At 70.3% G+C, this 24,418-nt stretch carries 21 protein-coding genes; 11 read left to right on the top strand and 10 right to left on the bottom strand.

Annotated elements, in window-relative coordinates:
- Nucleotides 1-196 precede the first annotated feature (196 nt).
- The 6 genes from gatB to ABGB12_RS05685 all read right to left on the bottom strand — a co-directional run bounded on the left by gatB (nt 197) and on the right by ABGB12_RS05685 (nt 9,126).
- Complete coding sequence (gene gatB, locus ABGB12_RS05710) at nt 197-1,729, bottom strand: Asp-tRNA(Asn)/Glu-tRNA(Gln) amidotransferase subunit GatB (protein WP_347676065.1); 1,533 nt, start codon at nt 1,727-1,729, stop codon at nt 197-199.
- Nucleotides 1,690-3,174: an Asp-tRNA(Asn)/Glu-tRNA(Gln) amidotransferase subunit GatA gene (gene gatA / locus ABGB12_RS05705; RefSeq protein WP_347675198.1), complete on the bottom strand. Its 1,485-nt coding sequence runs from the start codon at nt 3,172-3,174 to the stop codon at nt 1,690-1,692. Before gatA ends, gatB begins: the two co-directional genes overlap by 40 nt.
- Nucleotides 3,174-3,476, bottom strand: a complete 303-nt coding sequence (gene gatC / locus ABGB12_RS05700) for an Asp-tRNA(Asn)/Glu-tRNA(Gln) amidotransferase subunit GatC (RefSeq protein WP_347676063.1) — start codon at nt 3,474-3,476, stop codon at nt 3,174-3,176. Before gatC ends, gatA begins: the two co-directional genes overlap by 1 nt.
- A gap of 114 nt (nt 3,477-3,590) precedes the next feature.
- Nucleotides 3,591-5,654, bottom strand: a complete 2,064-nt coding sequence (locus ABGB12_RS05695; protein WP_347675197.1) for an EAL domain-containing protein — start codon at nt 5,652-5,654, stop codon at nt 3,591-3,593.
- A gap of 179 nt (nt 5,655-5,833) precedes the next feature.
- Entirely contained in the window at nt 5,834-7,987 is a 2,154-nt protein-coding gene (ligA, locus tag ABGB12_RS05690; protein ID WP_347675196.1) for an NAD-dependent DNA ligase LigA, read from the bottom strand.
- A 149-nt stretch (nt 7,988-8,136) separates the two neighbouring features.
- Nucleotides 8,137-9,126, bottom strand: a complete 990-nt coding sequence (locus ABGB12_RS05685; protein ID WP_347675195.1) for a methionine synthase — start codon at nt 9,124-9,126, stop codon at nt 8,137-8,139.
- Between the two features lie 44 nt (nt 9,127-9,170).
- Here ABGB12_RS05685 and ABGB12_RS05680 point away from each other — a divergent pair, with 44 nt between their 5' ends.
- Both ABGB12_RS05680 and ABGB12_RS05675 read left to right on the top strand, forming a co-directional pair.
- Entirely contained in the window at nt 9,171-9,737 is a 567-nt protein-coding gene (locus ABGB12_RS05680) for a hypothetical protein (RefSeq protein WP_347675194.1), read from the top strand.
- Between the two features lie 102 nt (nt 9,738-9,839).
- Nucleotides 9,840-10,172, top strand: a complete 333-nt coding sequence (locus ABGB12_RS05675; protein ID WP_347675193.1) for a SemiSWEET transporter — start codon at nt 9,840-9,842, stop codon at nt 10,170-10,172.
- Here the strand turns inward: ABGB12_RS05675 and mnmA are convergent.
- The gene (gene mnmA / locus ABGB12_RS05670; protein ID WP_347675192.1) at nt 10,112-11,179 is read right to left on the bottom strand and encodes a tRNA 2-thiouridine(34) synthase MnmA; all 1,068 of its coding nucleotides are present in this window, start codon (nt 11,177-11,179) and stop codon (nt 10,112-10,114) included. The two genes, ABGB12_RS05675 and mnmA, sit on opposite strands and share 61 nt — an antisense overlap.
- A 68-nt stretch (nt 11,180-11,247) precedes the next feature.
- On the opposite strand from mnmA, the gene ABGB12_RS05665 reads away from it, so the two are divergent.
- The 7 genes from ABGB12_RS05665 (at nt 11,248) to ABGB12_RS05635 (ending at nt 19,106) form a co-directional block, all read left to right on the top strand.
- Complete coding sequence (locus ABGB12_RS05665) at nt 11,248-12,264, top strand: DUF695 domain-containing protein (protein ID WP_347675191.1); 1,017 nt, start codon at nt 11,248-11,250, stop codon at nt 12,262-12,264.
- Between the two features lie 330 nt (nt 12,265-12,594).
- Nucleotides 12,595-13,365 carry an SCO2525 family SAM-dependent methyltransferase gene (locus tag ABGB12_RS05660; protein ID WP_347675190.1) on the top strand — a complete coding sequence of 257 codons (771 nt, stop codon included), beginning with the start codon at nt 12,595-12,597 and terminating at the stop codon, nt 13,363-13,365.
- 3 nt (nt 13,366-13,368) lie between these two features.
- Nucleotides 13,369-15,231 carry an SCO2524 family protein gene (locus tag ABGB12_RS05655; RefSeq protein ID WP_347675189.1) on the top strand — a complete coding sequence of 621 codons (1,863 nt, stop codon included), beginning with the start codon at nt 13,369-13,371 and terminating at the stop codon, nt 15,229-15,231.
- A 1-nt stretch (nt 15,232) separates the two neighbouring features.
- Nucleotides 15,233-16,147, top strand: a complete 915-nt coding sequence (locus ABGB12_RS05650) for an SCO2523 family variant P-loop protein (protein WP_347675188.1) — start codon at nt 15,233-15,235, stop codon at nt 16,145-16,147.
- Nucleotides 16,144-17,112 (top strand): SCO2522 family protein, encoded by a 969-nt coding sequence (locus ABGB12_RS05645; RefSeq protein ID WP_347675187.1) that lies wholly within the window; start codon nt 16,144-16,146, stop codon nt 17,110-17,112. Before ABGB12_RS05650 ends, ABGB12_RS05645 begins: the two co-directional genes overlap by 4 nt.
- Nucleotides 17,090-18,127, top strand: coding sequence for an SCO2521 family protein (locus ABGB12_RS05640; RefSeq protein ID WP_347675186.1), 1,038 nt, complete (start codon nt 17,090-17,092; stop codon nt 18,125-18,127). The genes ABGB12_RS05645 and ABGB12_RS05640 overlap by 23 nt, the downstream gene beginning before the upstream one ends.
- 13 nt (nt 18,128-18,140) lie before the next feature.
- Nucleotides 18,141-19,106, top strand: coding sequence for a hypothetical protein (locus ABGB12_RS05635; protein ID WP_347675185.1), 966 nt, complete (start codon nt 18,141-18,143; stop codon nt 19,104-19,106).
- Here ABGB12_RS05635 and ABGB12_RS05630 read toward each other — a convergent pair.
- Together ABGB12_RS05630 and ABGB12_RS05625 are read right to left on the bottom strand one after the other, a co-directional pair.
- On the bottom strand, nt 19,027-20,229 hold the full coding sequence (locus ABGB12_RS05630; protein WP_347675184.1) for an FAD-dependent oxidoreductase: 1,203 nt from the start codon (nt 20,227-20,229) through the stop codon (nt 19,027-19,029). The genes ABGB12_RS05635 and ABGB12_RS05630 overlap by 80 nt on opposite strands.
- A gap of 132 nt (nt 20,230-20,361) precedes the next feature.
- Nucleotides 20,362-21,513, bottom strand: coding sequence for a cysteine desulfurase family protein (locus ABGB12_RS05625; protein WP_347675183.1), 1,152 nt, complete (start codon nt 21,511-21,513; stop codon nt 20,362-20,364).
- Nucleotides 21,514-21,605: 92 nt separating this feature from the next.
- On the opposite strand from ABGB12_RS05625, the gene ABGB12_RS05620 reads away from it, so the two are divergent.
- A complete protein-coding gene (locus tag ABGB12_RS05620; RefSeq protein WP_347675182.1) occupies nt 21,606-22,121 on the top strand; it encodes a TetR/AcrR family transcriptional regulator in 516 nt (171 codons plus the stop codon).
- Between the two features lie 87 nt (nt 22,122-22,208).
- Complete coding sequence (locus ABGB12_RS05615) at nt 22,209-23,399, top strand: MFS transporter (RefSeq protein ID WP_347675181.1); 1,191 nt, start codon at nt 22,209-22,211, stop codon at nt 23,397-23,399.
- A gap of 63 nt (nt 23,400-23,462) precedes the next feature.
- Here ABGB12_RS05615 and ABGB12_RS05610 read toward each other — a convergent pair whose 3' ends face one another.
- Nucleotides 23,463-24,407, bottom strand: a complete 945-nt coding sequence (locus ABGB12_RS05610) for an electron transfer flavoprotein subunit alpha/FixB family protein (protein ID WP_347675180.1) — start codon at nt 24,405-24,407, stop codon at nt 23,463-23,465.
- Between the last annotated feature and the right edge of the window lie 11 nt (nt 24,408-24,418).

Genomic DNA, 24,418 nt, shown 5'->3' with positions numbered 1-24,418 from the left:
AGGTCACGGAGCGATTGAGGGTCAGTGCCCATCCGGCGACAAAATCTCACGGCCCGTAATCACCGCTGGGCAGGGCGTACGAGAGATTACCGATCTGTGATCGGACAGACAGAGGAGTGCAGCCGGAGGGACAGCACCCGATCACTGTCGGCGACGGCCCCCCTCCCCGCAGGGTGGGCTGCCGGCGACCGCGGGCTCAGGCCTGGCCCAGGCGCTCCAGGATGATCTCCCGGGCGCGGGCCGCGTCGGCCTGGCCCCGGCTGGCCTTCATCACCGCGCCGACCAGGGCGCCGGCCGCGGCGACCTTGCCGTCGCGGACCTTCTGCGCGGCGTCGGCGTTGTCGGCGATCACCTTCTCGACGATGGCGACCAGCTCGCCCTCGTCGGAGACGACCTTGAGGCCGCGGGCCGCGACGACCTCGTCCGGGGTGCCCTCCCCGGCCAGCACGCCCTCGAAGACCTTGCGGGCGAGCTTGTCGTTGAGCTCGCCGGCGTCGACGAGCGCCTGGATGCGGGCGACCTGCTCCGCGGTGACCGGCAGCGCGGACAACTCGACGCCCTGGGCGGTGGCGGTGCGCGACAGCTCGTTCATCCACCACTTGCGGGCGGCGGCGGGCGAGGCCCCGGCCGCGACGGTCTCCTCGATGAGGTCGAGGGCGCCCGCGTTGATCACGTCGCGCAGCTCCTCGTCCGACAGGGACCAGGCCTCCTTCACCCGGACCCGGCGCGCGGCCGGCAGCTCCGGCAGGCCCGCCCGGATCTCCTCGACCCACTCGCGGGCCGGGGCGACCGGGACGAGGTCGGGCTCGGGGAAGTAGCGGTAGTCCTGCGCCTCCTCCTTGGACCGGCCGGGGCTGGTGGTGCCGGTGTTCTCGTGGAAGTGCCGGGTCTCCTGGACGATCTTCCCGCCGGCGTCGAGGACCGCGGCCTGCCGCTCGATCTCGTGGCGGACCGAGCGCTCCACGCTGCGCAGCGAGTTGACGTTCTTGGTCTCGGTGCGGGTTCCCCACTGCGAGGCGCCCTTGAGCATGAGCGAGACGTTGACGTCGCAGCGCATGGAGCCCTCCTCCATGCGCACGTCCGAGGCGCCCAGCGCCCGCACGAGCTCGCGCAGCTCGGTGGCGTAGGCCTTGGCGACCAGCGGGGCCTTCTCCTCGGTGGCCTCGATCGGCTTGGTGACGATCTCGATCAGCGGGATGCCGGCCCGGTTGTAGTCGACCAGCGAGTGCACCGCGCCGTGGATGCGGCCGGTCGCGCCGCCGACGTGGGTGGACTTGCCGGTGTCCTCCTCCAGGTGGGCGCGCTCGATGCCGATCCGGTACGTCTCGCCCTCGACCTCGACGTCCAGGTAGCCGTCGAAGCAGATCGGCTCGTCGTACTGCGAGATCTGGAAGTCCTTCGGCATGTCCGGATAGAAGTAGTTCTTCCGGGCGAAGCGGCACCACTCGGCGATCGAGCAGTTCAGCGCCAGGCCGATCCGGATCGCGTACTCGATGGCCTTCTCGTTCACCACCGGCAGCGAGCCGGGCAGGCCCAGGCACACCGGGCACACGTGGGTGTTGGGCGCCCCGCCGAACTCCGTGGGGCAGCCGCAGAACATCTTGGAGGCCGTGCCCAGCTCGATGTGGGTCTCGATGCCCAGCACCGGCGAGTACTTGGCCAGGGCCTCGTCAAAGGGAACAAGCGTCGTCACAGCGCGGGAGCCTTTCGAAGCAGCGGGCCGCCCCAGCGGTCCTCCAGTGCCTTCTCGACCGCGGCGCCCACCCGGTAGCAGCGGTCGTCGGCCAGGACGGGGGCCATGATCTGCAGGCCGACCGGCAGGCCGTCCTCGTCGGCCAGTCCGCACGGGACCGAGATGGCCGCGTTGCCCGCCATGTTCGACGGGATGGTGCACAGGTCGGCCAGGTACATGGCCATCGGGTCGTCGGCGCGCTCCCCGATCGGGAAGGCCGTCGTCGGGGTGGTCGGCGAGATGAGCACGTCGACCTGGCCGAAGGCCGCCTCGAAGTCCCGGGCGATCAGGGTGCGCACCTGCTGGGCCTTGCCGTAGTAGGCGTCGTAGTAGCCCGACGACAGGGCGTAGGTGCCCAGGATGATGCGGCGCTTGACCTCGGGGCCGAACCCGGCGGCGCGGGTGAGGGCCATGACCTCCTCGGCCGAGCGGGTGCCGTCGTCGCCGACCCGCAGGCCGTAGCGCATCGCGTCGAACCGGGCCAGGTTGGAGGAGGCCTCGGACGGGGCGATGAGGTAGTAGGACGACAGGGCGTAGTCGAACGACGGGCAGGAGACCTCGACGACCTTGGCGCCGAGCGACTCCAGCAGCTCGACCGTCTCGTTGAAGCGGTTGAGCACACCCGCCTGGTAGCCCTCACCGGAGAACTCCTTGACGACGCCGATCCGCAGCCCGGCCACGTCGGCCTGACGGGCCGCCTCGACGACCGGCGGGACCGGCTCGGAGATCGAGGTGGAGTCGCGCGGGTCGTGGCCGGAGAACGCCTCGTGCAGCAGCGCCGCGTCCAGGACGTTGCGGGCGAACGGGCCGGGGGTGTCCAGCGAGGAGGCGAACGCGACCAGGCCGAAGCGGGACGAGCCGCCGTAGGTCGGCTTCATGCCGACCAGGCCGGTGACCGCCGCGGGCTGGCGGATCGAGCCTCCGGTGTCGGTGCCGGTGGCCAGGGGCGCCTCGTAGGCGGCCACGGCCGCCGAGGAGCCGCCGGAGGAGCCTCCGGGGATGCGGGAGAGGTCCCACGGGTTGCTGGTCGGGCCGTAGGCGCTGTTCTCCGTGGAGGAGCCCATCGCGAACTCGTCCATGTTGGTCTTGCCCAGGATCACCAGGCCCGCCTCGCGCAGCCGGGTGGTGACCGTCGCGTCGTACGGCGGCACCCAGCCCTCGAGGATCTTGGAGGCGCAGGTGGTGGGCATGTCCTTGGTGGTGAACACGTCCTTGTGCGCGATCGGCACGCCGGCCAGCGGCCCGAGCTCCTCGCCCGCGGCGCGCCGGGCGTCGACGGCGGCGGCCTGCTCCAGCGCGCGCTCGGCGGACACGTGCAGGAAGGCGTTGACCTTGCCCTCGACCTGCTCGATGCGCTCCAGGTGCGCCTGGGCGACCTCGACTGCGGTGGTCTCGCCGGAGGCGATGAGTTCGCCCAGCTCGGCTGCGGTCTTGAAGATCATCAGTCTTCCTCCTCCAGGATCCGCGGCACCCGGAAACGCTCTTCCTCGGCGGCCGGGGCCCCCGAGAGCGCCTCGGCGTTGCTCAGCGTCTGCTGTACCTCGTCGGGCCGGAAGACATTGGTGATCGGCAGGGCGTGGGTGGTCGGCGGAATGTCCTCGGCCGCCACCTCCTGCACCCGCGCGACCGCGGAGACGATCGCGTCCAGCTGGACGGCGAAGTGCTCGAGCTCTTCCTCGCCTAGGGCCAGCCGGGACAGCCGAGCGAGGTGCGCGACCTCGTCACGGGTGATGGACATAGGGATAGCCGTTTCGGAGTGATCGACTGGGATTCGCCTCCATCCTATGGCCAACCCGTCTTCCACCCGACCCGTCTTCGGCCGTCCCGCCTCCCGGCGCGGACGCCGCGAGCAGGTGTTTCAGGTCACGGGCTCGGGGGCGCGGCGCAGCCTGCCGCGCAGCCACTCGGTGGCGGCGGCGCTCTCCATGGGGCGGCCGAAGTACCAGCCCTGCCCCATGTCGCAGCCCATCTCCCGCAGGCTCCCGGCGATCTCGGTGTCCTCCACGCCCTCGGCCACCGAGCGCAGCCCCAGGGTGCGCACCAGCTCCACGATCGAACGGACGATCACCGCGTCCTCCGCCGAGGAGGTCAGCCTCCGGATGAAGGAGGCGTCGATCTTGACCTCCTTGACCGGCAGGCGCTTGAGCCGCACCAGCGAGGAGTAGCCGGTGCCGAAGTCGTCGAGGCTGAGCGGGATGCCCAGGTCGGCCAGGGTGCGGACGGTCTCGGAGGCATAGGCGGACTCGTTCATGAGGATCCGCTCGGTGATCTCCAGCCCGAAGGCGTCGGGCGGCAGGTCGCGCTCCAGCAGTTCGGCGGTGATCGTCTCGGCGAGCTGCCCGTCCAGCAGGTCGCGCCCGGAGACGTTGACGGTCACCGGAGCGCGCAGCCCCGCCCCCCACCACTGGTGCGACTGGGCCAGCGCCTCGCGCACCACGTAGTGGGTGATGGACTTCATGAGGTAGGTCTGTTCGGCCAGCGGCAGGAACTCCTCGGGCCCGATCAGCCCGCGTTCGGGGTGCCGCCAGCGCAGCAGCCCCTCCATCCCGGCCAGTTCCCCGTCGCGCAGCCTGATCTTGGGCTGGTAGTGCAGTTCCAGCTCCCGGCGGTCGATGCCCCTGCGCAGGTCGCCGAGCAGGCCGAGGCGGGCCGGGGAGTTGCGGTCGCTGGCCGGACTGTAGATCTCCACGCCCGAACGGCTCTCCTTGGCCACGTACATGGCGACGTCGGCGCGCTGCAGCAGCAGTTCGAAGTCGGGGGCGTGGTCGGGGCACAACGCGATGCCGACGCTGCCCTCCAGGTCGAAGGTCATGCCGTCCAGGCGCACCGGCTCGCTCAGCGCGGCGCGCAGCCGCACCGCGACCTCGCGGGCGGCGTGAACGTCCCGGACCGACGGCAGCAGCACCGCGAACTCGTCGCCGCCGAGCCTGGCCACCAGGTCTCCGGGGCGGACGCTGTGCGTCAGCCGGTGGGCGATGATCTGCAGCAGCCGGTCGCCGGTGGCGTGGCCCAGGGTGTCGTTGACCTCCTTGAAGCGGTCGAGGTCGATGAGGAAGAGCCCCACCCCGCGGGTGTGGTCCCCCCGGTCGCGCCGCTGCCGGGCGGCGGTGAGCGCCTCCTGGGAGCGGGCGATGAGCAGCTTGCGGTTGGGCAGTCCGGTGAGCCCGTCGTGCAGCGCCTGGTACTCCCGGCGGACCGAGGCGGAGGCGGTGAGGTAGACGGCGGTGAAGGGCAGCACGATCAGCGGGACGAAGGCCGGGGAGCGGTCCATCGCCACCACCACGATCGGCGCCAGCCCGAGCAGGGCGAGATGGGCCAGCAGCTGGTAGCCCAGGTCCCAGCGCAGCACCCGCAGCAGGGACACCCGCTCGTGCAGCGCCACCGCGCCGCCGACCAGGACGTCGTTGGCGACGAAGTACACCATGCCGGCCAGCATCACCGGGGCCAGGTCGGCTCCGGCGGGCACCCAGACGTGGTCGGGGTCGGCGGAGATGCCGAAGCCCCACAGGACCGCGCCCGCCGCCGCCTGCGCCAGCGCGAACTGGGCCACGTTGAAGGCGGTGCGGTGCGCGGACTGGCGGCGGAAGACCCCGCGGATCACCAGCGCGACGGAGTGCAGCGCGATCGCCAGCGGCAGCCCCGCGTACAGCAGGGCGGCGAAGGTGAAGGTGGTCGAGGTGGTGGCGCTGTTGGCCTCGGTGGAGCCGGGGGTGATGATCGGTTTGAGCTCACCGAAGACGATGAAGGCCGCCAGCAGCCAGAACACCGGGTTGGCCAGGCCCGCTTCGAGATCACAGGAGGTCAGCCCGGAGAGCGCCGCGGCCAGCACGACGGCACCGACCGCGGTGATCGCGATCAGGTAGATCCACAGCGGCGAACCGGTCCGGGGCCGGGTGTCCCGGGTGTTGTTCGGGTCCTTCATTCAGCTTCCTCAGTGGCACACCGGATTGAGGCTTCAAACAGGTGCTCATGAGGAGGGTAAGGCTTTCCCTCTGCTTTACGAAACCGGATGCGTACGTTCTGTTACAGATGGGCGGCCAGCGATATCCATACAAAGCGGGATATCGCTGCCGCTTCCTACACTTCGCAGAGTGCTGCTCATCACTCCGGGTTCAGCGTTACACCCCTGGCCACATCCGGCCCCTGCTCCAGCAGCACCCGGAAACCCGCCTCGTCGAGGATGGGAACGCCCAGCTCAACGGCCTTGTCGTACTTCGATCCGGCGTTCTCGCCCACCACCACGAACGAGGTCTTCTTCGACACCGATCCGGCGGCGCGGCCCCCGAGGTGCTGGATCGCCTCCTTGGCCGAGTCGCGGCTGAAGCCCTCCAGCGAGCCGGTCACCACGACGCTCAGGCCCGCCAGCGGACGGGGACTCTCCTCGGCCTCGGCGTCCTCCAGCAGGACCCCGGCGTCCTTCCACTTGCGCACGATCTCGCGGTGCCAGTCGACCTTCCACCACTCGATGATCGACTGGGCGATCGTCGGGCCGATGCCGTCGACCGCGGTCAGCTCCTCCTCGGTGGCGCTGAAGATCCGGTCGAGGGAGCGCATCTCCCGGGCGAGGTCCTGGGCCGCGCGCGGCCCCACATGCCGGACGGACAGCGCCACCAGCCACCGCCACAGCGGCTTGGTCTTGGCCTTCTCCAGCTCGGCCAGCAGGGTGTGCACGACCTTCTTCGGAGTGCCGTTGGTGTTGGCGAAGAAGGTGACCACCTTCTCCTCGCCGGTCTTCGGGTCGATCTTCGGGGTGCCCGACGCGGCGTCCAGGACCAGGTTGCGGATCGGCAGCAGCTGCTCCTCGGTCAGGTGGAAGAGGTCGCCCTCGTCCTTGACCGGGGCGTCCACCGGTTCCAGCGGCTGGGTGAGCGCGGTGGCCGCGACGTAGCCGAGCGCCTCGATGTCCAGCACCCTGCGGCTGGCCAGGAAGTAGATGCGCTCCCGCAGCTGGCCCGGACAGAACCGCGTGTTCGGGCAGCGGATGTCCTTGTCGCCCTCCTTGGCGTAGGCCAGCACCGTGTGGCACTCCGGGCAGCGCTCGGGCATCGTGAACTCGCGCTCGGTGCCGTCCCGCAGTTCCACGACCGGCCCGACGATCTCGGGGATCACGTCGCCGGCCTTGCGCAGCACCACGGTGTCGCCGATGCGCACGCCCTTGCGCACCACCTCGAAGGCGTTGTGCAGAGTGGCCCGCTCGACCGTCGACCCGGCCACCGAGATCGGCTCCATCACGCCCCACGGGGTGACCCGGCCGGTGCGCCCGACACCGACCTTGATGTCGAGCAGCTTCGTGCGCACCTCCTCCGGCGGGTACTTGAAGGCGATCGCCCAGCGCGGGGCCCGGCTGGTGGACCCCAGGCGCCGCTGGATCGCGCGGTCGTTGACCTTCACCACCACGCCGTCGATCTCGTACGCGGGGTCGTGCCGGTGCTCGCCGTAGTAGGCGATGTACTCCTTGACGCCCTCCAGGTCGGGCACCACCCGGTACAGGCCGCTGACCGGCAGCCCCCACCGGCCGAACAGCTCGTAGGTCTCGCTCTGGCTCCGCGGGACCGGCGGGCCGCCCTCCCAGGCGCCGTAGCCGTGGACGATCATGTCCAGCGGGCGCTGCCGGGTGATCTTGGGGTCCTTCTGGCGCAGCGAGCCGGCGGCGGTGTTGCGCGGGTTGCGGAAGGGCTCCTCGCCCTCGGCCGCCCGCTTCTCGTTGAGCTTGTCGAAGGTCTCGACCGTCATGAAGACCTCGCCGCGGATCTCCACCAGGTCCGGCACGTCCTCGCCGGCGAGCCTGGTGGGGATCGAGGCGATCGTCCTGATGTTGTTGGTGACGTCCTCGCCCTGGACGCCGTCGCCGCGGGTCACCCCGCGCACCAGCAGGCCCTTCTCGTAGGTCAGCGCGATCGCCAGGCCGTCGATCTTCAGCTCGCACAGGTAGCCGTCGGTCGGCGTGCCGCCCAGCCCGACCTCCAGGCGCTCGGCCCAGACGGTGAGCTCGTCGAAGTCCATCGCGTTGTCCAGGCTCTGCATCCGCTCCAGATGCTCCACCGTCGCGAAGTCCGTGATGATCTCGCTGCCGACCACCTGCGTCGGCGAGTCCGGGGTCGCCAGCTCGGGGTAGGCGTCCTCCAGCTCCTGCAGCTCGCGCAGCTTCAGGTCGTACTCGATGTCGCTGAGCACCGGCTGGTCCAGGACGTAGTAGCGGTAGTTGGCGTCCCGCAGCTCACGCACCAGCTCGGCGTGGCGTTCCGCGCTGCTCAACTCTTCCGACCTCCTGGCTCGTTCCGACCCGACCCCGCTCGTCCGGGGGGCGGCCCCCGGACCCCCGCAGAGGGGAACACCCGATCCTCGCTTAGCCGCGGTCGGCTGTTCCCTCCATCTTCCCGCCCGGCACTGACACTTTGAGGCCCTCACTCAGGGGTGTCGGCCAGCGTTCCGGCGGCCTTGACGCAGTGCGCGAGAGCCTGCCGGACATACCGTGGCGAAGCCCCCGCCAGCCCGCAGGCGGGGGTGACCACGACCTGCCGCGCCAGGGAGTCAGGGCGGATGCCCAGCCGCCGCCACAGCTCCCGGACCGGCCGGACGGACCGCGCGGGCTCCGGCAGCGGGGAGTCCGTCCCGGGGACGACCCCGAAGAAGAACGCCACGCCGTCCTCGATGGCCTCGCCGATGACCTCGTCGCCCTTGGCACCGATCGCCGACGGCTCCACCGACAGGCCCCGCGCCCCCGCCCCCAGGAGCACCTGGAACGGGACGTCCCGGGCGCAGCAGTGCACGATCGGGAAGGCGTCCGCGGCCTCCAGGACCTTGCGCAGCCCCTCCTGGACGACCGGCGCGGCCACCGAGCGCAGGGTGCGGAATCCGCTGGCCGTCGGAACCCGCCCCGCCAGGACGGCCGGCAGCGAGGGCTCGTCCAGCTGCAGCAGGATCTCCGCCTGCGGCAGCCTCCGCCGCACCTCGGCCACATGCCCTCGGACGCCCTCCGCCAGCGACTCGATGAGGTCGCGGACGGCCCCGGCGTCGCGCAGCGCCCGCTCTCCCGCCGGCAGCTCGATCGAGGCGGCCAGCGTCCAGGGGCCGCAGACCTGGAGCTTGACCGGCCCCTCGGGGGCCCTCTCCTCCAGCAGGTCCAGGTCCCACTTCAGATAGTCGTGGGCGCGCCGCAGGTCCACGCCGGGCCGGTCGGCGAAGCGCCAGCCGGACGGCTGCAGGTGCACCGGCAGTTCCACCAGGAACGCCGCGCCGCGGCCGACCATGTCGGCGCCCGGCCCTCGGCCGGGCAGTTCGGGTAGATGGGGCAGGGGCAGTTCTCCGAGCACGATCTCGGCGATCTCGGCCGTATCCGTTCCCGGATACGACCCCACACCCGTCGCGCTCGCCTCAGGCCAGGGAAAACTCACAACCCCATTCTGCCGGGCTCCGACGGTGCCCTATTCTGCGCGCCATGCGCGCACGCCCGGTGATCGCGGCCTGCCTCGTCCTGACGGCGGCCTGCGGCGGGTACTCCCCTCCAGGTTCTCTTTCCCTTCGTGAGCTGCCCCGGCCCGACGTGTGCCGGAAGATCCCTGTGGAGGTCGTCGAGAAGGCGCTGGGCGCCTCTCCTTCCAGGTGCGCCATCGACGTGCAGAAGGACACATACGGCGCGCGCTTCCAGGGCCTCGCGAAGAAGAAGCCCGTGGCGCTCGTCGTGTCCTACCAGCGCCGGTACGACCCGAAGACGGGCCTGGACATGTGGCAGGTCCACGGGGTCGCCGAGGGCGAGAGGTCGCTTCTCATCGGAGTGGGCGAAGGAGCCCTCTTCGATCCCTCCACGGCCACCATGCTGGCCGTCTCCAAGCACCTGCTCGTCACCGTGGGAGTCCAGTCCGCCGGGGAGCTGTCCCGGGAGGGGCTGCCGGACCGGCTGCTGCCCGTGCTGGAGGCCGCCTTGGCGCAGGGGGAGGACGCCATCGTCACGCCCTCGCCCTGGAGCGGTCCTCCCACCGGCCCCGGAGATCGCCCGGCTTCTTAGTGTTTTCCTGGTGATATCGAGTTTTCTCCAGACAAGAGAGTGTGACGCGGGTTACTCTCGTGGAACGGTCCCGCCAAGGCATGAAGGGGTTCCACGGGAGTGATGACCATCCTCGGTCTGGTCGCGGGCGCGCTCACCACCGGCTGCTGGCTGCCGCAGTTGCTGCGGACCTGGCGGACCCGGTCCACGGACGACTTCTCCTGGGTCTATCTGGGCCTGCTGATGTGCGGCGTGGGCATGTGGCTCGCCTACGGCCTGGTACGGCACGACGCGGCGATCACCGTGGCGAACGCCCTCACCCTGCTGGCCCTGCTGGCCATCGCCGCGTTCAAGGCGCAGTCCGCGCCGGGCGCCGGCCCGGCCGCCCTGCGGGCTCAGCCCACCAGGGCCGCGGAGGAGATCGTCGCCGACCCCAGGACGGTCTCGCCGTCGTAGAGCACCGCCGCCTGGCCCGGGGCCACGCCCTGGGCGGGGGTCAGCAGCCGCAGCCGCAGCCTGCCGTCCTCGATCACCGGCTCGCAGTCGTGGACGGCCCCGTGGGCCCGCAACTGCACCTGGCAGCGCCCCGGCAGCCCGCCGTCCAGGCCGATCAGACCCTCCGCGACGATCTCGTCGACGTTCAGCGCCTCGCGCGGCCCGACCCGCACGGTGTTGGTGACCGGGGAGATGTCCAGCACGTACCGCGGCTTGCCGTCCGGGGCGGGAGTGCCGATCCGCAGCCCCTTGCGCTGGCCCACGGTGAACCCGTACGCGCCCTCGTGCTCCCCGACGACCTCGCCGTTCTCGTCGACGATCGGGCCCTTCTCCGCGCCGAGCCGCCCCGCCAGGAACGCCCGGGTGTCGCCGTCGGCGATGAAGCAGATGTCGTGGCTGTCGGGCTTGTCGGCGACCTGGAGGCCGCGCCGCTCGGCCTCCCGCCGGATGTCGGCCTTGGTGGTGTCTCCCAGCGGGAAGATCGCGTGCCGCAGCTGCTCGCGGGTGCACACCGCCAGCACGTACGACTGGTCCTTGCCCTCGTCCACGCCGCGCCGCAGCACCCCGTCGGAGACCCGGGCGTAGTGGCCGGTGCAGACCGCGTCGAAGCCCAGCGCCAGCGCCCGGTCCAGCAGCGCGGCGAACTTGATCTTCTCGTTGCAGCGCAGGCACGGGTTGGGCGTGCGACCCGCCGCGTACTCGGCCACGAAGTCGGCCACCACGTCGTGGTCGAACCTCTCGGCCATGTCCCACACGTAGAAGGGGATGCCGATCACATCGGCGGCCCGGCGCGCGTCCCGGGAGTCCTCGACGGTGCAGCAGCCCCGCGCGCCCGTCCGGTAGGACTGCGGGTTGCTGGACAGGGCCATGTGCACCCCGGTGACGTCGTGGCCCGCCTCGGCCACCCGGGCGGCGGCCACCGCCGAGTCGACGCCGCCCGACATGGCGGCAAGCACGCGAAGAGTCATGGTCTCGCCAGGATATCCGGCGACGTCTCCCCCCGGGGCCGCGTGAAGGCCGTAGCATGGTCGGCGATATGGGCATCTTCAAGCGATCGCGCGGTGGCGCGTCTGCGTCCGCGGCCATCGGCGTGTTCTGGGAGCAGTGGCCCCGGCTGCGCGACGACATCGAGGGGAACGCCGGCGAGGCGGTCCCCGCCGAGGCGCGCGACCGGCTCGACGAGCTGGTCCGGGCCATTCACCCGGAGCTGACGTGGGAGCTCGACGCGCAGCGGCGCCGCCTCACGCTCACCGGCGGCGGCCTGGCCGAGCCGCGCGGCGTGGCCGAGCGCTGGCGCAAGAAGCGCCCCAAGCGCGACCCGTGGACGTTCCACGCCGCCCGCCAGGCCGACCCCGAGCGCCTCACCGGCACGCTCGCGCTCGGCGACCACGAGTTCGACCTCTCCTACGTCAAGCTCGGCATGCGGGTCGACCAGGCCCGTGCCCGCGTGGACATCTCGGCCTACCACCCCGACTTCCTCTTCGTGGACGAGGAGACCCGGCTCCAGGTCGCCTTCCGGGTGCTGGACTGGGCCCTGGGCGAGGACGACGTGGCCCGCTGGATCGGCAAGGTCTCCATCGCGGTCGAGCCGCCCATCGACTCCCTGCCCCCCGCGCTGCTCGCCTCGGTCGTGGAGCAGATAGCCGAACCTTTTAAGGAGGGGGCGTGGCTCACGGGCGAGGGCCGCACCCCCCGAGGCCACCCCGCCCAGATCGCGGTCCGCTTCCCGCTGCACCGCCAGGACCACCCGCTGTGCGAGGTCCACGTGGCCGTCACCCTCCCCTACGCCCACAGCAACCCCGACCTCCTGCCGGTCGGCTCCTCCGCCTCGGCCCTCCGCCGGGCCGAGCAGCACCTGGCGTCCCTCCCCGGCGCCGTCCTCGCCCTCCGCGAGACCGGCGACGGCCGCCGCGTCTTCCACCTCTACGCCGACCCCGACTCGGGCGTCATCTCCGAACTCGACCAGTTCGCCGCCTCCTGGCCCGAGGGCCGCGCCAAGGTCGACTCCCGCCCCGACCCCGCCTGGCAGGCCCTGGCCCCCTACCGACACTGACGTTTCCTTGGTTTTTCGGGGGAAAAACGCCTTATTTGTCGAGTTAACACATCACCTGTCGCCGAACTCCCGAATTTCGGAGTGGCACAGGATTGCATGACCGCTTCCCGGAGCCGCGGCGAGCGGCGTACCGCCGCGGAGAGCCGAACCCGAGGCATCCGGCGCACTTTCCGTTGCGTCTAAGTTATGTGAGAATGACCGATACGGGAACGGTGCCCACGCCAAGAGAAGCCAGGTCGATGTCGATATGGACTTGAGACACCCGAAACCGCCTTTTTGGACGCGTCCGATAACGCCGCACGGCTCCTCGTGATGGGTTACGATCCGTCCATGACACAACCCGGCCTGGGCAGGAACTCGAACTTCGACTGGGACGAGTTCAACCCGGAATCCTACCTCAAGCACAATTATGCCGAGGCCAGGAAAGACGATATCCGTTTCGTTTCGACCATCGGCGATTTCTTTCTCGAACAACTGGGCGGACGGAACGCGCTCCGGGGCGTCGACGTGGGCTCCGGCACCAATCTCTATCCCGCGCTGGCCATGCTCCCCTTCTGCCGGGAGATCACGCTCATCGAGCGCTCCGAGGCCAACCGGAGGTGGCTGGAGCGGGAGATCCGCGGCTACACCCCGGTCTGGGAGCCCTTCTGGCGGGAACTGGCCGTGAAAGAGCGCTATCCCGAGGTGGGCGATCCGGTGGGCGCCCTCGCCGAGCGGGCGGTGGTCGAGCCGGGCAGTATCTTCGACCTTCCCCGTAACAAATGGGAAATAGGCACGATGTTCTTCGTCGCGGAATCCATCTCCGCAGATGTGGAGGAGTTCCGCGAGGGACTGCGCCGTTTCATCGGCAGCCTCGTTCCAGGAGCTCCGTTCGCGGCCGGCTTCATGGAGAACTCCCAGGGGTACAAGGTCGACGGGCGCCTCTTCCCCGCGGTCGCCATCACCGACAACGACATTCGGGACTGTCTGAAAGGCCTCGTCGAGGACGATCTCCGGTTCGCCTTCGAGAGCGTCGGGGCCCACCCCCTGCGTCACGGATACACCGGAATGATCCTGGCCTGTGGCCGGAAACGACAGGACGACACCGAAACAGAGACCTGACGAATGAAGATTCAGCCGCGCCAGCAGATCATCGACATCTGGACAGCACTCGTACGGTCGGCGATGCAGGACGGGAAGTGGTCGTGGGGCGGCAGGGTGCAGCCCAACTCCATCAGCGACGCCGAACAACTGCTCTGCATCATGTATCCGGCCTCGGTCCTGCCCTACTTCAAGGTCGACCTGCCGGACGAGACCTCCGAGGACGTGGCGCTCTCCCTGGCCGGGCTGGGCAGCGAGGTCATCCCCCAGATGATCGTCGACCTCGTCGCCGAGTACCTGGAGACCTACACCACCGAGGACGGGACACCGCTGTTCGGCGGCGGCAGCTACTTCCACAGCGCGGAGGAGGGCAAGGACCCCACCTCGGCCCAGCTGACGCTCGACGTGGTGGACTCCTTCTCCATGTCCGTCTCGCTGATGCTCTACACCATCGGCTTCCTGCGGACCTTCCGCGGCGTGGTCCGCGACCCCGGCCGGATCGTCCGGCTGGAATCGCTGGAGCAGCAGGCCAGCAAACGGCTCACCGCGGCGATGGTGGGCCTGCTGCGCAGCTTCACGGTCAACGCGTTCCCTCCGGACTCTCCGCAGGGCCGGAACCTGCTGCGCAGCGTCAACCAGGCGGGCGGCTCCGTGACGCAGGTGACCGACGACCTCCAGTACGCCCTGCGCGAGGTCCGCGCCTCCGTCCGGGACTTCACCATCGGCTCGGGGCAGACCGGAAAGCTGGAGAACACCCGGCTGCTCTTCGAGGTGGGCTGGAGCTGGGGGGTGGTGAAGGACGCCCCGCCGATCGACACCCCGGCGGACGTCGGCCGCCAGCCCGAGGGGTACGCCCAGGACGCGCCCTTCCTGTACTTCACGGTGAACGCCCTGGACGGCATCGCCGACCTCTTCTCGCCCCGCACCGTCGTGCTGCGCCTGCTGGACGAGGAGCAGCAACGGCTCGCGCAGGCGCTGCGCCTGCGCTGGCAGCTCACCCAGAACTACTGGTCCGCCATCGCGACCTTCGGCGACCGCCGCTGGCCGCTGGAGGACATCCCCTGGAGGACCACCGACAGCAAGGAGTCGGACTACTACAGCCTCCTGATCACCTCGATGGTCGTCCAGGAGCTGGAGAGCTCCCAGGCCCCTGACGACCGGATCCGGCGGCTCAGCGCCGTCCTGGAGGAGCTCGCCCAGCGCGGCCGGATCACCCGCCGCGCCACCTCCGGCGACTGGGGGGTGCGCTTCCACTCCCCCGGCACCAGGATCGGCCTGATCGGCGCCGACGAGGCCGGCGGCCCCCCGCTGCTCTGGCAGGTCTACGACTACTCCGCCCTGCTGCTCAAGCGTGCCCTCCGGCTGGCCGACCTCGCCCGCAACGTCAGTCTGCAGGACAAGCTCATCTCGCTCAGCGACCAGGTGTGGGACCACCTGATGCTCCGGCAGATCAACTCCGGTCCGAGCCAGGGACTGTGGGACCAGCCCAGGAACGTCTATCCCCAGCTGGAGCCCGACGAGAACGGCCATCTGCCGTCCTGGTACCTCACCGAGCGCGTCATCGAGTGCATGGTGGTGGCGACCGAGCTGGTCTCCTCTTCGACCCTGCAGAGTCCGCGGCTGTTCGAGCACGCCCGCGACCTGCTCAACGAGGCCGACCGCCTGTACGACTACGAGGTGCTCAAAGGGCTCGCCGCGGAGGGCGGGGGGCTCCGGTCGGAGCTGGAGAGGGCGCGCAGGAGCCTGATCCGGGCCCGCGAGGTGCTCTCCGACCGTCCTGGCACCTCCGTGTCGATCGCCATGGAGGTGCTGCGCTTCCTGGACCAGCAGGAACTCGCGCGCAAGGACGCGGACCGGCACACCGTCGCCGACCGGGGGGTCGTCTGACGTGCTGATCATCGCCACCTCCGACAAGGGCGGCACCGGCCGTTCCGTCACCACCTGCAACGTGGCCTACCGGCGGGCGCTGCGCGGCAGTGACGTCTGCTACCTGGACTTCGACTTCGGCTCCCCCACCTCAGGCGCGATCTTCAACGTGGAGAACGTCACGCACGGCACCGCGGACGGGGGGCTGCACTCCTACCTCCAGGGAGTGCGGGCCGAACCGCACCGGGTGGACGTCTGGACCGAGTCAGAGAGGTCCGGGCAGTTGTCGCGCCCGCCCGGAGCCGGCCGGCTGGTCCTGCTGCCCGGCGACCTGAGCGGCGGCGAGTTCTCCATGAACGCCGAGGTGGTCGAGCGCTGCGTGAAGCTGCTCATCCGGCTGCAGGAGGAGTTCGACCTGGTGCTGATGGACCTCAGCGCGGGCCGGTCCCACGCGGCCGAGATGGTGCTCACCGCCACCGCCCTGCCCCAGATCAAGGAGATGGGGGTGCGCTGGCTGGTCTACCACCGCTGGACGCGCCAGCATGTCAGCTCGGCCGCGAGCCTGGTCTACGGCAGGCGCGGGCTACTGGCGGCCGGAGCCGAGCGCGGGCACGACCGCGACGAACTCCTGGACCGGATCCGTTTCGTGCGCACCGCGTTCGTCGACCCGTCCGGGCCCGGTGTCGCGGCGCTGCGCTCCACCCAGGAGACCTGGCTGCGCCGGATCAACGAGGACCTCAAGGAGCGGGCCAGGCTGGCCGGCCTCGGCCGCAGCATGGCGATCGCGACGGTGCCTCTCGATCCGGTCCTGCAGTGGCGGGAGCAGCTGATCTCCGACGAGGACGTCTGGAACGGCATCGCCAACCAGCAGACGGTCGACGCCTTCGAGGAACTGGCCGAAGCGGTCCTCGGCGAGAAGGCGTGGGCCAGACTGTGAAGGTTCCCGATACCGACTTCGAGGTGGTCACCGCCCGGCCCCGGATCGCCTCGGTCCCGCTGTCCCACCTGTCGGTGGAACTCGGCCATCTGTACATGGAGGACTTCGGCCGGGGGCCCGGGGTGCTCACCGAGCACTTCGGACGCGTCCGGCCGCTCTTCGAGGAGCTCCGGGAACGGGCCTCGGCCCGGTGGGGCGGCCGGCCGAGGATCAGCACCTGCTTCCTGATCGACGACTACTTCAGCCAGTTGCGCGAGCCCGCCGAGCTGATCCCCGAACTGCTCGCGGCCGCGGCCGAGGCGGGCGTCACCGTCGACTACGTCGCCCGGGAGTCCGGCTGCGCGCACACCGGTGCGATCTCCCCCGCCGAGATCGCGCTCGGACGGCTGGTGAGCGACCCGCCGCCCGGCACCGACGGCTCCCGGCCGCCGACCCTGGAGACCGGCTGGCTGTCCAACGGGGAGCGGGAGCACCACAGCGACATCAACGAGGCGATGACCGGACTGCGGCCCTGGAGTCCTCCCCGGGAGAACGGCGCCAGGATGCACTCCATCTATGTGGACGTCGAGCTGTGGCACGAGCACACGGGGAAACGGGTCTGGTCCTGCGCCTATCTGGCCGCCGTCTGGCAGCTGCTGCGGCTGGGGGTGCTGCGCGACCAGGGCAGCCCGCTGGTGACTCCCGAACCGTGGGACGAGGGCAGGCCCTACCCTCGTGATTGGTCCGACCTTCCCCCCGTGGTCAAGGTCAATCCGCGGGCACAACCGTTCTGTGCCTTCCGCACCTACACCTTCCTGGACACGCGCTTCCTACCGACCGAGGCCGCGGTCCGGGTGATCCTCAGCCAGATCTCGCTCGATCCGGCGGTACGCGAGCTCACCGAGCGCCGTGCCCGGGAGGAGAAGATCGAGTTGCCCCCCGAACTCGTGACGAGGATCTCTCATGTCTTCTCGGACGCACTCTGAGCCCCCGCGGCTGACCGTCGGCACCGTCCGGACCGGGCTGCTGCGGCATTCCTCGGCCGTCTCCCGGGAGCTCGCGATCCGGCTGCTGAGGCTGGTTCCCAGTGAACACGTGGCGTGGTCGGCACGTCCCCGGGCTTATGCGGTCTCTCCGGAACTGCTGACGGGGGTCGACTGCCCTCTTCCGTCGCGCAACGGCTCGCGTGTTCGAGGCGTCGGGACGCTGGCCTCCCGGGCGACGATCACCGGGGGCCGGATCCTGCAGTCCTCCGCGCACACGACCGTCGTGCGGGCCGAACGCTCCTACCGGCAGCCCTGGTCCCATTACCTGGCGCGTCCCGGAGTGGTCGAGGCCATCGGAAAGCCCAATTTCCAAGATATCGCCGACGGATTCACCGCGGATGATCGAGGATTCCGGGGGATCGAAACCACAATCATCGCCGATCGGGCGATGGACCTGGTTCAGGCCTCTCGGCTACTCGATGGAAAACGTCCGTTCGCCGCTCCCCGGACCACGCTGCACTGGGCTTTTGAAACGCCTCCTTCCGAGGGAGCGGCCGAATCCGGCCGTCTCACATTCGTCATCGTGAACGATGAACTGCGTACGCTGAGGTTGGCCGCGAACACGGCCTCGCTCGGCACCGTCCTGGATTTCTGCGAGGACCTCGCGCTCCACGACTGGCTGCTCAGCACCCTGCTCACCCTGATCGACCGGGCCGGTTTCGGCCAGGACGACTGGACCCGTGTGACGAACCGGATCCGTCCCACCGTCGACCACCTCCTTCATCTCTGGTGGCCGGGGGCCCGGGTTCCCGAGGAATTTATGCCATTCTGGGACAGCCTTGACAAGCGTCTCGGATTCAAGCAACAGTGGGAAATGTCTGTAAATCGGATACGCGACCAACTGGCCTTGGGAACACTACTGACCATGTTGGGTTCCCTGGAAAACGGGACTGAAAAGCATGAGTCACCCCTCCCGCGATCAGCACCGTTTCGAGCTCCCGCGGATTCTCCTTAAAATTCTGGTCGCCGTGTTCAGCGGTGGGATCGCTTTTCTGTTCACCGCGCTGGCCACCTCCAAGGATCAGGAGGACGGGCTCCTCTGGGAGCTGATCATCGCGATCTTCATCGGCGGCGTCGTGCTGGTCGTGCAGTTCATCATGGAGTTCGACGAACAGGTCAGGGCCATGGACGCCCGCCAGGTCGAGCACCACGGCCATCTGGACGCCCTGGTGCAGCGGAAGTTCTCCCAGGTCAACGAGGCCACCGAACTGTTCAGCCTGGTGGAGGCGTCCGCGCTGCGCTCCGAACTGATCCTCCAGTTCGTCCGGTACGCCGCCGAGATCAGGCGGACCTCCTCCCCGATCATCCACAAGTTCGCCGAAGGCGAGATCAACCGCATGTCGGGGTTCCTCAAGGGGCTCCGCGACGGGGACACCGTGTCCTATCCGGGCGAGGACCAGGACTGGCTGCTGACCCTGACCCAGAACGTGCAGCACACCCTGGACGCCACCAGCCTGAGCACGGTCGACGCCGGCGCCACCGGCTTCGACGGGGGCTTCTGGCGGACCGATCCGGGCCAGCGCTACCTGGACCTCCAGAAGGAGTGCGTGGACCGGGGGATCCGGATCCGGCGGGTGTTCATCATCGACCGCACCGAACTGGCCGAGGACCCTCATTTCCTGGAGATGTACCGGTTGCAGAAAGAGGCCGGCATCCAGGTCAAGATGCTCGAGCCCGCCGCCGCCGTGGTCGCGGGCATCCGGCGCAGCGCCATGCTCGACTTCATCGTCTTCGACGGGGAGATCAGCTACGAGATGACGCCCGCCTCCCGGCTCTCCGAGGACGAGCAGCCGACCATCGTCCACACTCGCCTGGTGCTCCAGGAGGAGCAGATCAGGGAGCGGATCCGCAACTTCAATGTGCTGTGGGCTGCGGCCCGGGAGATCGACTCCCGAAGCGAGCGTGACGGAACCGCCCCGGGTCACAGAGCTTGAGGTCGAGAGACTCCTCCGCTCCGGGAGAGGCGCCGGTGAGCAGTTTGGCGGCCAGTCTCGCGGTGTACGGGGCCAGCGTGATGCCGCCGCCGTAGTGGCCGGTGGCCGCGAGGATCCGCTCGTGCTCGTCCACGTGGCCGAGCACGGGGGCTCCGTCCCCGCTGCCGGGGCGGATCCCCGCCCAGTGCCGCCGCACGGGCAGGCGGTCGATCCCCGGGAAGATCCGGGCGAGCCACCGCAGCAGCGACGACTTTCCCTCCTTGGTCGGCTCGGTGTCCCCGACCCGTTCCTCGAAGGTGGAGCCGATGGCGATCCGGCCGTCCGGACGGGGCAGCGCGAAGGCGACCTCGGGACCGTCGGGAGTCTGAATGAGCGCGTCGCAGGTGACCGACAGCCCTCGGCCGAAGACCCCCGGGGCGAACTCCATGGCCTGGCCCTTCACCGGGAACAGGGCGCCTTCCGGCAGGTCGAGCAGGGTGTGGCTGAGGTGTCCCGCCGCCACCACGATCCGCTCCGTCCGCAGCACGCTGCCGTCGTCGAGGGTCACCGTGGCGCCCGTCGCCGTCGAGGCGACCTCGACGGCGGTGGCGGCCTGCAGTTCAACGTGCGGGTCCCGGTCCAGCACCCGGTGCAGGGCGGACATGATCCGTCGGGGCTCCACCGCCAGATCCTGCGGGATCAGCAGTCCCCCGGCGACCTCCGGGCCCAGCAGGGGTTCGTGTGCGCGGGCCCGGGGTCCGTCCAGGACGTGCGCCTCTATCTCCCGGTCGCGCAGCACGGGCAGCACCTCCTTGACCAGGCGTGCCATTTCCGCTTCGTCAGCCGCTACCTGAATGAGCCCGCTGGAAAGGATGGTTATTTCTTGGCCGGCCTTGTCCGCAAGACCTCGGATCCAGTCGGGGAATATGTCTCGACTTCGCTGAGCCATATTTCCGAGCGGCCCCAGGCAGTCATTGCCGAGTTGCGGGTTGATGCCCCCAAGAGCGGCCGATGATGCGCCCAGCTCGAGGCCGACGTGCGGATCCAGCAGTTTTATCCTAGATAGTTCTCCGCGCAACGACTCAGCTATAGAGCATCCAATAATACCCCCGCCGATCACTATGAGATCGTACGTGGAGACCATCCGCTCTCCTTATATAGCGCCATCCAAAACCCCCGCCGCGGGCACGCCTAATACCATGGATGACTCGACGCTGTCAGCCGATTGTAAGCTCGGCGAAAACATGCGTCAATCGCGAAAGTGAGGTGAATTGTTTTAGGTGAGGCCGGCGCGGCGGGCGCGTTCCACGGCCGGGGGGAGGGCCTGGATGAGGGGGGTGAGGTCCTCGGGGGTGGAGGTGTGGCCCAGGGAGAAGCGGAGGCTGCCGCGGGCCTGCTCGGAGGTCAGGCCCATGGCCAGGAGGACGTGGCTGGGCTGGGCCACGCCCGCGGAGCAGGCCGAGCCGGTCGAGCAGGCTATGCCCTGGGCGTCGAGGAGCATGAGGAGGGCGTCGCCCTCGCAGCCGGGGAAGGAGAAGTGGGCGTTGCCGGGGAGGCGGTCGGCCGGGTCGCCGTTGAGGACGGCGTCGGGGACGGCGGCGCGGACGCGGGCGATCAGGTCGTCGCGCAGGGCCGTCAGGCGGCGGGCGGTCTCCTCGCGGCGCGCCGAGGCCGTCTCCACGGCGGCGGCGAATCCGGCGATGGCGGGGGTGTCGAGGGTGCCGGAGCGCACGTCGCGCTCCTGACCGCCGCCGTGCAGGACGGGGGTGGGGTCGACACCCCTGGCCAGCAGGAGGGCTCCCACGCCCAGGGGGCCGCCCAGCTTGTGGGCGCTGATCGTCAGGGCGTCGGGGGCGGGGTCGCCGTCGAGGCGCACGTCCAGGACGCCCGCGGCCTGCACCGCGTCCGAGTGGAAGGGGACGCCGCGGGAGCGGGCGACCTCGGCGAGTTCCGCGACCGGCTGGATCGTGCCGACCTCGTTGTTGGCCCACATCACGGTGACCAGGGCGGTGTCGTCGGTGACCGCCTCGGCGAGGGCCTCGGGCGAGATGCGTCCGTGCCGGTCGGGCGGCAGCAGCACCACGTCGGCGCCCTCGTGCTCGGCCAGCCAGTGCACGGCGTCCAGCACGGCGTGGTGTTCGACGGCGCCGGCGACGACGCGGTTGCGGCCCGCGTCCCTGCCCCGCCAGTACAGGCCCTTGACGGCGAGGTTGTCGGCCTCGGTGCCGCCGCTGGTGAAGATCACCTCGGACGGGCGGGCTCCGAACGCCGCGGCGATGATCTCGCGGGACTCCTCGACCACCCGGCGGGCGTGGCGGCCGGGGGCGTGCAGCGACGAGGCGTTGCCGACCCGTCCGAGTTGCTCGGTCATCGCGGCGATCGCCTCAGGGAGCATCGGCGTCGTCGCCGCATGGTCGAGATACGGCACGGCGCTCCCTCCTCCAGAGTCGATCCATTCTACTCGCTGTCCCAGAGGCCCGTTTGTCACTGTACCGGCTGGACGGTACAGTAAAGAGGACCATGAAACGTGAAGCCCTTCTCGACGCCGCCGAGGCCGTGCTGCTGGAGCACGGCACCCAGGCGTTGACGCTGACCGCCGTGGCCGAGCGCGCCGGGGTCAGCAAGGGCGGGCTGCTGTACCACTTCCCCACCAAGGAAGCCCTGGTCACAGCTCTGGTCTCGCGGGTGATCGCCGAGTTCGACGCCCTCGTCGAGCAGTACGACGAGGGTTCGTTCACCCGTGCCTTCGTCGAGGCCACCTTCGCGATCGTCGCCGCTCCCGAGGGCGAGCGCACCGGGCGTCGCTGGGCGGCGATCACCGCCGCGACCACCACGCCCGAGCTGGCCGCCCCGCTGCGCGAGGCGATGGACCGCTGGCACCACCGGGACGAGGCCGAGGACGCCGATCCGGTGACCGCGACGGTCGTCCGCCTGGCCGCCGAAGGCCTGTGGGAGGTCGTCGCCCACGGCTCCGGGCGCTTCTCGCCCGAGCAGTACACCGCGCTGCGGCGACGGCTGCTCGACCTCCTCGGTTGACCTCTTCCCCCTCTTCCCTCCCCTCTCTCACCACCGGCGGACTCGCCTGTCCAGGCGTTCTCCCCCTTGCGCAAGGAGTGATCCACCATGCTGTTCCGCGCCCGTCTGGGCACGTTCCTGACCTTCGCCGTGGCCGGTCTGATGTCCGGGGTGTGGGTCGTGCGGATGCCCGCGCTGAAGGAGCGGTTCGCCCTGGACGCGGGCGGCGTCGGCGTCGTCCTGCTGGTGTGGGGCATCGCGGCGGTCGTCGCCATGCAGGGCCTGCGCGGGGTCATCTCCCGGTTCGGGAGCCGCGCCGCCCTGCGGGTCGCCGCCCCGCTGACCGCGGTCTCGGTCGTGCTGGTCGCCCTCGCCCCGTCCCACGCGCTCCTGCTGGCGGGCGTCGCCCTGTTCGGCATGGCCTTCGGCGTGACGGACGTCGCGATGAACGCCCAGGCCTCGGTGGTCGAGCTGGCCCACCGCAGACCGCTGATGAGCGGGATGCACGCGGGCTGGTGCGTGGGCGCGATGGCCGGCGGGCTGCTGGGGTCGGGAACCGCCGCCCTCGGCTGGTCCTTCACCTCCTCGGTGCTGGCCGCGGGCCTGGTCGCGCTGCCGCTGACGGTGCTGCTGGGCCGCGCCTACCTGCCCGACCCCCCGGTCCTCCGCGCGGCCCCCGAGGCCCGCAGGACGCGCCTGCCGCTCCTCGTCCACCTGCTGGGCGCCCTGACGTTCCTGGCGTTCATGATCGAGGGTTCGATCGCCGACTGGAGCGGCCTGTTCCTGCACGACGATCTGGGCGCCGTCGAGGCCCTCGCCGCCCTGGGCTACCCCTTGTTCGAGGCCGCGATGCTCTGCGGCCGGATCTTCGGCGACCGCCTGCGCGTCCTGCTGGGCACCCGCGCGCTCCTCACCTGGGCGGGCGCGGGCACCGCCGCGGGCATGGCGGTGGTGCTGCTGGCCCCCGGCCTCCCGGTGGCGCTGGCCGGCTTCTTCCTCACCGGCCTGGCGGTCTGCACGATCGTCCCGACGCTGCTCTCGCTGGCCGGCACCGCGGCTCCGGGCCGTTCGGCCGCTTCCGTCGCCCAGGTCGGCGCGATGGGTTACGGCGGGCTGCTGCTCGGCCCGGTCCTCATCAGCGCCGCGGCCGAGGCCTCCACGATCCGCGTCGGCCTGTCGCTGGTGGTCGTCCTGTCCGCCGCCATCGCGATCTCCGTCCGGTTCCTCCCCCTCCGTGAGACCACCGACCTCGCCGCCGTCCCGCGGCGCTCCGCCGAGCACGAGCCTGTCGCCGCCTGACCCCGCGACGGCGGACGCCCCCGAGCACAGAGGCTCGGGGGCGTCCGGACGGATCGGCAAGCGTCACTTGCGCTTGGTGATCTCCTCGGTCAGCTGCGGGACGACCTGGAAGAGGTCGCCCACGACGCCGAAGTCGACGAGCTCGAAGATCGGGGCCTCGGGGTCCTTGTTGATGGCCACGATGGTCTTCGAGGTCTGCATGCCGGCCCGGTGCTGGATCGCGCCGGAGATGCCGGCGGCGACGTACAGCTGCGGGGAGACCGTCTTACCGGTCTGGCCGACCTGGAACTGGTGCGGGTACCAGCCGGCGTCGGTCGCGGCGCGGGAGGCGCCGACGGCCGCACCCAGGGTGTCGGCCAGGCCCTCGATGACCTTGAAGTTCTCCGCTCCGCCGACACCGCGGCCGCCGGAGACGACGATCGAGGCCTCGGTGAGGTCGGGGCGCTCGCCCTTCTCCTGCACCACGCGGTCGGTGATCTTCGCGGCCTTGGCGGCGTCGGACAGCGCCACCGAGACCTGCTCGACGGCCGGAGAGCCGGGAGCGGCCTCCAGCGCGATCGCGTTCGGGCGGACCGCGATGACCGGGGTGCCCTTGACGACCTTGGCGTGCGCGATGACCGAGCCGCCGAAGACGGAGTGCTTGGCGACCAGCTCGGGGGTCACGCCCACGACGTCGGTCAGCACGCCGGAGTCCAGGCGCACCGCCAGGCGGCCCGCGATCTCCTTGCCCTCGCCGGTGGCGGCGACCAGGACGGCGCCGGCGCCGGCGGCGAGCTGCTGGAGCACCTCGACCTTGGGAGCCACCACGTAGTCGGTGAGCTCGGAGTCGGCGGCCACGTAGACCTTGGCCGGACCGTACTCGGCGATCTTGTCGGCGGCGGCCTCGTAGCCCGGGCCGATCCAGACGGCGGCGGCCTCGCCGAGGCTCCGCGCCAGGGTCAGCAGCTCGAACGAGACCTTCTTGACCTCGCCTTCGGCGTGGTCGATGAGGACGAGAATCTCTGCCATGTCCCTATCCC

The sequence above is a fragment of the Actinocorallia sp. B10E7 genome, assembly GCF_039871655.1.
Lineage (GTDB): Bacteria > Actinomycetota > Actinomycetes > Streptosporangiales > Streptosporangiaceae > Actinocorallia.
The sequence above is the reverse complement of the archived record's forward strand: the minus strand, read 5'-3'. Positions and strand labels throughout refer to the sequence as shown.

Excerpts from the sequence above, each read along its gene's own strand:
- gatA (WP_347675198.1), bottom strand. The coding sequence starts at position 3,174 with ATGATCTTCAAGACCGCAGCCGAGCTGGGCGAACTCATCGCCTCCGGC.
- ABGB12_RS05695 (WP_347675197.1), bottom strand. The coding sequence starts at position 5,654 with ATGAAGGACCCGAACAACACCCGGGACACCCGGCCCCGGACCGGTTCG.
- ABGB12_RS05680 (WP_347675194.1), top strand. The coding sequence starts at position 9,171 with ATGCGCGCACGCCCGGTGATCGCGGCCTGCCTCGTCCTGACGGCGGCC.
- ABGB12_RS05675 (WP_347675193.1), top strand. The coding sequence starts at position 9,840 with ATGACCATCCTCGGTCTGGTCGCGGGCGCGCTCACCACCGGCTGCTGG.
- mnmA (WP_347675192.1), bottom strand. The coding sequence starts at position 11,179 with ATGACTCTTCGCGTGCTTGCCGCCATGTCGGGCGGCGTCGACTCGGCG.
- ABGB12_RS05665 (WP_347675191.1), top strand. The coding sequence starts at position 11,248 with ATGGGCATCTTCAAGCGATCGCGCGGTGGCGCGTCTGCGTCCGCGGCC.
- ABGB12_RS05660 (WP_347675190.1), top strand. The coding sequence starts at position 12,595 with ATGACACAACCCGGCCTGGGCAGGAACTCGAACTTCGACTGGGACGAG.
- ABGB12_RS05655 (WP_347675189.1), top strand. The coding sequence starts at position 13,369 with ATGAAGATTCAGCCGCGCCAGCAGATCATCGACATCTGGACAGCACTC.
- ABGB12_RS05640 (WP_347675186.1), top strand. The coding sequence starts at position 17,090 with ATGTCTTCTCGGACGCACTCTGAGCCCCCGCGGCTGACCGTCGGCACC.
- ABGB12_RS05630 (WP_347675184.1), bottom strand. The coding sequence starts at position 20,229 with ATGGTCTCCACGTACGATCTCATAGTGATCGGCGGGGGTATTATTGGA.
- ABGB12_RS05620 (WP_347675182.1), top strand. The coding sequence starts at position 21,606 with ATGAAACGTGAAGCCCTTCTCGACGCCGCCGAGGCCGTGCTGCTGGAG.
- ABGB12_RS05615 (WP_347675181.1), top strand. The coding sequence starts at position 22,209 with ATGCTGTTCCGCGCCCGTCTGGGCACGTTCCTGACCTTCGCCGTGGCC.
- ABGB12_RS05610 (WP_347675180.1), bottom strand. The coding sequence starts at position 24,407 with ATGGCAGAGATTCTCGTCCTCATCGACCACGCCGAAGGCGAGGTCAAG.